Genomic DNA, 8,451 nt, shown 5'->3' with positions numbered 1-8,451 from the left:
TGGCCAGAACCCGGTCGGGATACCGTCCGGGCGTGGCTCGAGTTGGTGTCCGAGGGTGTTCAGCCCGTAGAGGGCTCCGGGGACGCCGACGAGAAGGATGAGGACGACCAGGAGTGCGGCCTCGCCGCCAAGTCCGGCTGTGTGCTTGCGGTCCAGTGAGCTCACAGCTCGCCTCCCTCCTCTGCAGCGGTTCTCTTGGCCTTGTGCCACTTCTTCTCGGTGTCGTGGACACGCGACCGGCGCTCCGTCGGGGTGAACTCCATCGAGAACGGGATGCCGGCCCGGGAGCCGACCTTGATGAAGAACTTGCCCTGCCCTGGTGGGGGCTGAGTGGTCCGGTCGTCGTTGTACCAGGCGGCGTTGTCGTCGTCCTTGAGCCACGCAGCCAGCTCATCGTCCGTGAACGACTGATCGGTGCGCCGGAACACGTCGTTGGTGTACCGCATCGCGTCGTCGCCGGCCCGGTTCCAGGCGGGAGGGTCCTGCCATGCGGCGAGCTGTTCCTGCTCCCGGTTGCTCAACGGCACGGACTGGGTGAGCAGTGTCATTTCGGAGCGGGGGAGACCGCCGAGGATCTTGATGCCGCAGCGGTCCATGATGCCCTGGGCCTTGTGCCGGTCAGCTTCGTCCTTGACCGCTTTGAGGTCCGACGGGGTGTGGGAGGCCATGATCTGGCCCACGCCCCACTCACGGGTGTGGATATGACAGCCGGCCAAGCATCACTGCACGCCGCTCTGCAGAGCAGGAGCTATTGGTACCTCACCATTCCCACCCAAGGGGCGGTTGCTCGGTGGCGAGGATGCGCCGGGCAGTCTTATTCGAATGTGTAGTCCCGCATTCGCCGAATGGGCCCCGTTTGGCGAACAGGACGTTGGCGTGGCGGTCAAAGTGGTCGATCCACCACGACGACATACCTCCGTTCGCTTGGGCGTCAAGCCACTGCTCGTACAGCCCCCGAAGCCGGTCGACGGCCTCGGGGTGGTTCCACCACTGGGAGCACCAGTACTGGTTCTGCGACCGGTCCACGGACTCGAGCATCGCCACCAGGCCCTCCACCCAGTCCACCAACTCCTCTGGTGTAAAGGCGAAGTCCTCTCCCCCGTCCTGACCGTTAGGTTCAGTATCACTTGCGGACTTGTTGGCGGTCCCGGTCATGACGTGTTCCCTACCTTCGCAACCCGAATGCGGTCGACGGTTTCCCCGATTCGGGCGGTGATGGTCTTGTCGCGGAACCAGGGGACGGTCTGGACGATGGTCCCTCCACCGGTGGACGTCTTCACCCAGGCTCGGTTGGCAGGAAGCTCGGAGAGCTGGGAGACGGACATAATGTCCCGGCGCTGGGTCTGCACGGACCGCGACGACCCGTTCCGTGAGGTCGAGCTGCTGTGGACCTTCGCGTCGTACTGGCCGATCGTCTTGGACAGGGATTCGAGGAATTGTGTGTCGTCGGATCCGCCGCCGTAGACCTTGACCGCGGCAGCAGACCAGAGGGTGTCCCACCCGGTGCGCTCGAGCATCGCCATCCCCTGCCCGCGGGTCTGGAAGTAGGAGCTGACGACGATGCCCATGGACCCGAAGAACGAGTACCACCCGGGCAGCTGCTTGAGCTTGACGACGTTCCCGACCTCGTCCAGGTCAGCGACCAGCGGCACCGGCAGGCGCCCGCCGGCCCGCCGGGCGGCCTGCTGCGCTGCAGTGAACACTGCGTAGACGAGGGTGGACACGAATGCGGCGCCGGAGCCGGCGGCGTCCTGCGAGAGAAGAATGAGGGTGTCTTTGCCTGTCGCGAAGCGGGCAGGGTCGAACACCGGGACGCCCGGGGTCGGTGTCGACCACGCCATGAGTTCGTCGTGCACGAGGGCGGAGGCCATGCGCTGGGCACTGGCTGCCACGGATCCGCGGGTGTCCTCCGGTTGGGCGCTCATGCCCTTCAACGCCGAAGCCGGGCCAGTATGGCCTTCCTGTTCGAGCAGCTCGGCGGGTTCCATGAAGTCTGCCGAGGACACCCATCGCAGGACCTCCTTCATCGTGCCGTCACTCTTGGCGGCGGCGAGGAGGCACCAGGCGAGGAAGTCTCGTCCCTGGGAGTCGAACTGGGCGTCGCCCTTGCCCTGGCCCGCGTTCGGTGCGGAGGAAGTTTCGAAGATCGATGCAACCTCGCCGGCGCTCATGGTGTCGGTGACGATCGTGAGCGGGTTGAAGATCATGGCGGGCCAGTGACTGTCGCGCCAGATCCGCTGCGGGTCGAACAACCACACGGTGCCGGTTCCAGACCGGGCGGCCAGGACTTCGGCGACGCCGTCGACCTTGTTGCTGGTCATGATGTACGCGCCGGGGGCTTCAGTGGCATGACGGACGACCTGCGTCGTCGTCTTACCCCGCCCGGTCCCCCATACATGGGTCGAGCACTCCCGCCACCCCTGGATGACCGCCTTCGTGCCGGTGTCGCCGGCGTAACCGATCGTTAGGCCCGGGCCGATACCTTCTGCAGTCGGGTGGAGGCGGGCCGCTTCGGAGAGACGGGCATCGAGCATCGCCGGATGCATCTTCCCGCCAGGACTCATCCGACGGGACGCTTCCGCGGTCCGTGACACAGGGCGGGTGCTCCACCACGCAAAGGCAGCGATGACCACGACCGCTTCGGCGCCGAGCAACCAGCTTGCGGCAGCCGGCCACGGATCTCCAGTAGCAAGGCCGATCGCGAGGGTGATCGGGTTCCATGACAGGTTGGTGGGAACCGGGGTGAACGCATCGGCAAGGTGGATCAGGGCGACGGCGGCGAACGCGGCCAGGACCAGACACGAGAACGCGATGACCGGGCCGTTTTCCTCGGTCTTCATCGGTTCACCTTTGCCTGCGCAGCAGCCCACGCCTGGTTCGTGTTGTGGGCCCTGAGTTCACCGGCGGTGAGGTTCACCCGGAACGGCACACCGGGTTCGGACCCGGTTTTCAGCATGAACCGCCCCCGCCCGGGAGGAGGGGAGACCTGATTGGTGTTCGGGTTCATCGATCCTTCGGCAGACCAGCCGACCAGCATCGCCTTCTCCCGCTCCGAAACGGGGAACACCGTTTCCAGCAGGTCCATTTCGTTCTGCGCGAGCCCGCCGAGGATCTTCACGGATGAGCGCTCCACGAAACCGGTGGCGATCTTTGTCAGCTCGTCCGTGGACAGCTGCAGGTCCTTCATCGAGTGCGTGATCATCAGCTGCCCCAGGCCCTTGGTCCGGTTCAGGCGAGTAATCGAGTCGATTTGGTGGACCAGCAACTCACTGGCGCGCAGGGACTGCCACAGCTCGTCCATGATCATCAGGTGATGGCGCTCCTCCATCAGCCCGGCATCGGCGAGGGTCTTCGCGGCCGAGATGCCGGCCTGACCGTAGGACCAGCACACCGTCTGCACCGCGGCGCGGAGCGTCAGCTGGGATTCGTCGATGAGGGAAATGTCGAAGTCCACGGAGGTGTCGATCTTCATTTCCTTGGTGGTGTGCTGGCAGAACACGTCCCCGAACGGTCCGTGCTCACCGAGGGCGTTCAGGCCCGCCAGGAGGTTCTTGACCTGCGGCAGGTACTCCTTTTGGTCCTCGATGAGCAGTGCCGACTGGATCTGCGGTGGCGCGGACTTGATGGCGGCGACGACGTCGCCGACCAGCGGTTGCCGGTCCTCCGCTTCCGCTTTCTCCGCGGCCATGGCGATCGCCATGGACAGCACCGTCTGTTCCTGCTTCTTCGCATCCAGCGGTTCCTTGAAGACCAGTTCGATGAGCCCGGTGAGGGTCATCAGGCGCCGGGCGTGGATTTCGGCGCGCATCTGGCGCTGCATCGGGGCTGGCAGGCGCTCGAGCTCCCGCCAGAGCGGGCCGGCGTCGAGAGGGTTGATTGCCCCGACGCCGGGGGCGACCTGCACGACCTGCCCGTTGGTTTCCAGGACCACGCCGGCGAAGTCTGGTTTGAGGTCCCCTGCCACGAGGATCAGGAACCCCTGATCGATCAGCGCCAGTGCCATGCGGACGGCGACCGAGGATTTCCCCCGACCGTTCAGGCCCAGGATGAACCCGGATGGGGAGGAGATGATGCCGTGCAGGAACAGGCTGATCGGATCCCCGCACACCACAGAGCTGTTGAGCAGGTTCCGGCCCAAGACCGCACCGACCAGCGGCGAGGACGTACCGACGCAGAACGGCCACAGGCCCGCGGTCTGGTTCGAGGTGGCCGTGAACTCCGGAGGCGGTTCGACCCACGTCACCATGCCGCCCTCACGGACCCGCATGCCCTTGTCCGTGAGCTGTGGGAACGATGCAGCGGTGACGGCGGCCGCGGCCTCAGACCGGCCCAGGAACCGGTCCATGACCTTGTCGACGATTCTGTCGAGCGCGGACATTAGAGGGCCTTCCGGACGTCGGAGGAAATGGTGGCCAGGTGCTCGGGCACGAGCCCGAGCCCGAGGTTGAAGGAGAACGCGGCGTCGTCGTTGTAGTCGCAGGACCGCATACGGATTTGGATGCCGGTGGCGGCGTTGCGCATGATCTTCGCTTCCACCGCCTGCAGCTGTCCCGGGCTTTCGACCGTCGCGGTGACGCCGATGGCGAAGCGCACCAGCGCGGCCCCTTCGGCTTGCTCCCGCTCGGCCTTGCGTGCCTTCTCGAGGGCGATGATCTGCGAGCTGGTCGGGCGGCGGCCCTTCTGGTTCGTGGCGAACTGCGCATTGGTGAGCGCCTGCGCGACCTGCTGTGCTGACTTCTCCGGCGGCTGCGGGCGGTAGAACACGGTGACGCGCTTCTGCAGCATGCTCGCATCCGGGCCCAGCAGTGCCACCAGGGCGTTCTCGCGGAACGTCCCGGCCGGCGGCTTGAACATCTGCCATGACTTGCTCGTCACGCCGGCGTGGTCGTACCGGCCCGGGTATCCGATCGTCCGGGCGGCCGAGGGTCCTACTTCGTGCCAGGTGAGACCGGTCCCGGTACCGGAGAGGCGGGCGCGTTCGACGGCGGCCGCGGCGCGCGGGTTGAACGCGACGTAGGTCTGGTCGGTGAGGTCAGCGGCCCGCATGAGAGACACGCTGCCCGCGCCGACGTCTTCGAGTTCTTCCTTGAACCCCTGCAGGAGGGACTTCACATCGGCCACCAGCTCCTCGGCGGAGCGTTCCGGTGCGCGGTCGCCGTCGTTGGCCTTGCCGGTGAATGTCAGGGCCACCCACTGCTCGAGTTTGGGCACGTCGAGGTTGAGGTCGTTCACCACGTCATCCATCACCTGACGGGCAAAGGCGGGCACTTCGTGGGGCCCGGCCTGCTGCCGGGCCACCGCGATCGCGTCAGGGAGGCGTTCGCCCGGATCGGTGGTCGACTGCGTGGTCACGGAAATCTGCTCGACTCGGGCGTTGGAGCCGGCGTCGCGCTGGAATGCTGCCCATGACCCGACGAGTCGGTTGACGCGGTCCTGGTCCAGCAGGCCCAGGCCGGAGGAGTTCGTGGAGAAGAAGATGGTGCCGGTTTTCAGTTTCGGGTGCCAGAGCATGACACCCTCGTTGCCGAAGAGGTCCTGAAAGTCGATCAGCTCCGTTGCGGCCAGCAGTCCCGGTGCACGAAATGAACCGTCCGGGATCTGCGAGACAGGACCTGACTTGTAGACGGTCTTCCCAGCCTTTTTGGCCTTGGAGTGCATGCTGCGCGCCAGCCACCGCTCAGGCTTGGACCGACCATGACGGTCCTTGGAGCCAAGGATCGTGGCGGTGATGAATGCGACCAGGGCGATGCCGACGGCCACCCAGATCTGCGAGGCCATGATCGCGATAAACACTCCGACTGCTCCTGCGCCCAGGACGACGGTCGAAGCCATCGAGAAGCCCATCAGACCCGCCGTCCGGTCTTCTGCGATGTTGCCGTACTGCCTGACGATTGTCTGTTCGGTGCTCAACTGTCATCCCCACTTTCCACTGCGCGTTCCATGTCCCTGACTACGTTCTGCACCGCGTACTCGATGCGTTGCTGGTTTTGGGCCGATTTGTCGGCACCGGACGGCGCCCCGGCCCGGAACCCCTCAGCCGTCGGTGACATTGCGGGTGCGGCCTCAGGAGCTTCCGTTGGAGGCTTGTCGCCTGATGCTGCGGGCTCTGCCCCGCTTGGTCCTCCAGCTGACGAGCTGCCGTCACTGGCACCGGAGCTGGTACCGGCTGGTGCTCCCGTCGGTGATTCCGTAGGTGTGCCGGTGCGTTCTGCCTGAGGCTGTGCGCCTGTCGGTCCGGGCGAACCTGATCCACCAGCACCGGCATCACTGACCGGGGTCGTCTCTGCTCCGGATCGTTTCGGGCGCGGCTCCGCACCCGAAGGACCACCAGAACCTCCACCAGACCCGCTGCCGGGTGCGCCAGCATTTTCTCCGGATGCCCCGCTACCTGAGTCCGATGTCGGCGCGGCGGGTTGCTCCGGCCTCTGTGCTGCCCCGGATGGTCCGGTTCCACCAGTTCCGCCGTCGGCACCACCAGGCGTTGCAGCACCGGTGGCTCCGCTTCCGCCTCCACTGGCTGCGGCAGTACTGCTGCTGGTGCCGGCGGTCGCAGATGTCTTTGCGGCAGTGGCTGCGCCAGTTGCTGCGGCGCCTCCACTCGTTGCGGCCGCTTCCCCGGCCGTTGCTGCGGCCCCTCCACCAGTGATTGCTGCGGCGCCCCCGCTACCACCGCCTGCAGCTGCGGCGCCGGCTGCAGCGCCGATCCCGCCGGTGAGTGCTCCGATGGCGACGGCACCGCCGACCATGGCCAGGCCGGATGCCCCCATGCCCTGCGGTCCTGCGCTGACGGCAGGCACGAGGACCTTCGCCAGGGCTGGCATCGCAATGCAGGCGCTGCTGATGATGACGAGGCCGGTGATCAGACCGATCGCGGTGTTTCCGAGTTCGTTGTCTGCAGTGCCGTTGATGCCTTTCAGGAGGGCGAGTCCCGCCCCGTACAGGATTGCTGCGGCAGGCTTGAAGAGGACGACAGCTGCCAGCCAGCCGACGGCCTTGTCGAAGGATTTCCGGCCGCGCTCAGTCTGTGAAGCCGCGGCAAAGATCGGGAGCACCCCGCACAGTGCGATCGCCCCACCGTAGGAGAAGATCACGATGACCGCGTTGATGATCGCCCCGAGCAGGGCCAGCGGCACAACGAACAGGATGATGCCGGCGAGCTGCATGGTCATCGTGGTTCCCGCAATGGCATCTAGGCCCATCGCCGATCCGAGCCCGTCCTCCTGCGCGGACCCGGAGATGGTGGTTACCAACCACGGTGCGAGGACATCGGTCAGCCCGAACAGAAGGCCCACCATCGGGACGGCCAGTGCGGTAGTCAGGATGGTCCGCACCATGCCCATGATCAGGTTTTCAGTCGAGGCGCGGTCCTGGTCCCGGGCGAGCTTGATAAGCGCGAACGCTGTTCCGATGACACCGGCCATCCCGACGAAGATCAACGTCGACTGCTGAATGCGGTCGGTCGCGGACCCTGCACTCATATCCGGGGCGCCGATTTTCAACCACCAGGTACCGACGAAGTTGATCATTTCCGTCAGGACCTGCACAAGCCAGCTTGCGAGGTACTGGATCAGTTTCTGGATCGCGCTGCCGGCGACACCTTCTAGGAGGTTCCCCGCCAAATCTCCGATCATGATTTAGGTCCCCACTGGACGTATTGCTGTCCTTGGTAGCGGGCCCAGCTGTTAAAGTCGTTGCCCGATGCCGGGTCAAGCTTCCAGTCGCCGTCCTCCCACACCAGATCGATCTGAGCGATGAGTGTCTGTTCCAGACCCGACGCGTCGGGTGCCGAGTAGATCAGCCGGTAGGACGCTGCGTCATCGCTGTAGCTGTTCTGGATATAGCCCAGCAGGGTCAAGCGGGCAATGACGGAGGTGTCTTCGCTCTGCTCGAGGCCGTCCCGGATACGCTGTGCTCGCTCGCCCAACAGCACTCGGTTCGGCCCTTCCGCTACCGCTACGTCGAGGTCAGACGCTGCTTGCTCGCTGGCTGACGGGTCGAGAGCGACGGCATACGTGGCCGCGGCCACCAGTGACCCCGCTTGAGTCGGTGCGTAACCGACACGCAAGGTGGAGGGCAATTTCTCGCATCCGCCGAACTCCGAGAACGGGATCACGTTGTATTCGCCGACTACCCATTCCTGGATCGCTGGAGCATTGTCAGCCACAGATGCGTCGTCGTTGTTGAGGTCCGCCTGGCAGTCCCACGCGGCGTCCGCGTCCTCGACGGGTACTGCCGTCGCGGACGCGGACGCGGACGCGGACGACGATGGTGCTGTCTGCGTTGAAGCGGTGGTTGGGTCTGCTGCCGGGTCGTCACTGCTGGGTAAGAGGAATACCCGCAGGCTCCATGCGAGGAGGCCGACCAGCACCAGGGCCAGCAGCATCGCGGCAGCGCCGAACCACTTCGGGCGGGCCTTCGGTTCCTGGGTGGTGTCCTGTGTGCTCATCGTGT

Annotated in this window: 7 protein-coding genes; all 7 read right to left on the bottom strand. The window is 65.6% G+C overall.

What is annotated here, in order from left to right; genetic code table 11:
• Nucleotides 1-161 precede the first annotated feature (161 nt).
• The 7 genes from ACX80U_RS11975 to ACX80U_RS11945 all read right to left on the bottom strand — a co-directional run bounded on the left by ACX80U_RS11975 (nucleotide 162) and on the right by ACX80U_RS11945 (nucleotide 8,446).
• Nucleotides 162-668: a hypothetical protein gene (locus tag ACX80U_RS11975; RefSeq protein WP_459268592.1), complete on the bottom strand. Its 507-nt coding sequence runs from the start codon at nucleotides 666-668 to the stop codon at nucleotides 162-164.
• Nucleotides 669-759: 91 nt separating this feature from the next.
• Nucleotides 760-1,155 carry a DUF4913 domain-containing protein gene (locus ACX80U_RS11970; protein ID WP_459268591.1) on the bottom strand — a complete coding sequence of 132 codons (396 nt, stop codon included), beginning with the start codon at nucleotides 1,153-1,155 and terminating at the stop codon, nucleotides 760-762.
• Nucleotides 1,152-2,840 (bottom strand): type IV secretory system conjugative DNA transfer family protein, encoded by a 1,689-nt coding sequence (locus ACX80U_RS11965; protein ID WP_459268590.1) that lies wholly within the window; start codon nucleotides 2,838-2,840, stop codon nucleotides 1,152-1,154. The genes ACX80U_RS11970 and ACX80U_RS11965 overlap by 4 nt, the downstream gene beginning before the upstream one ends.
• Nucleotides 2,837-4,378, bottom strand: a complete 1,542-nt coding sequence (locus ACX80U_RS11960) for a hypothetical protein (protein ID WP_459268589.1) — start codon at nucleotides 4,376-4,378, stop codon at nucleotides 2,837-2,839. The genes ACX80U_RS11965 and ACX80U_RS11960 overlap by 4 nt, the downstream gene beginning before the upstream one ends.
• Entirely contained in the window at nucleotides 4,378-5,910 is a 1,533-nt protein-coding gene (locus ACX80U_RS11955) for an SCO6880 family protein (RefSeq protein WP_459268588.1), read from the bottom strand. The genes ACX80U_RS11960 and ACX80U_RS11955 overlap by 1 nt, the downstream gene beginning before the upstream one ends.
• Nucleotides 5,907-7,631: a hypothetical protein gene (locus ACX80U_RS11950; protein WP_459268587.1), complete on the bottom strand. Its 1,725-nt coding sequence runs from the start codon at nucleotides 7,629-7,631 to the stop codon at nucleotides 5,907-5,909. Before ACX80U_RS11950 ends, ACX80U_RS11955 begins: the two co-directional genes overlap by 4 nt.
• Nucleotides 7,628-8,446, bottom strand: a complete 819-nt coding sequence (locus ACX80U_RS11945) for a hypothetical protein (protein WP_459268586.1) — start codon at nucleotides 8,444-8,446, stop codon at nucleotides 7,628-7,630. Before ACX80U_RS11945 ends, ACX80U_RS11950 begins: the two co-directional genes overlap by 4 nt.
• Nucleotides 8,447-8,451: the final 5 nt, after the last annotated feature.

This window comes from Arthrobacter sp. TmT3-37 (assembly GCF_054510835.1).
Note: the sequence above shows the minus strand (reverse complement) of the source record. Positions and strands in the feature narration are given on the sequence as shown.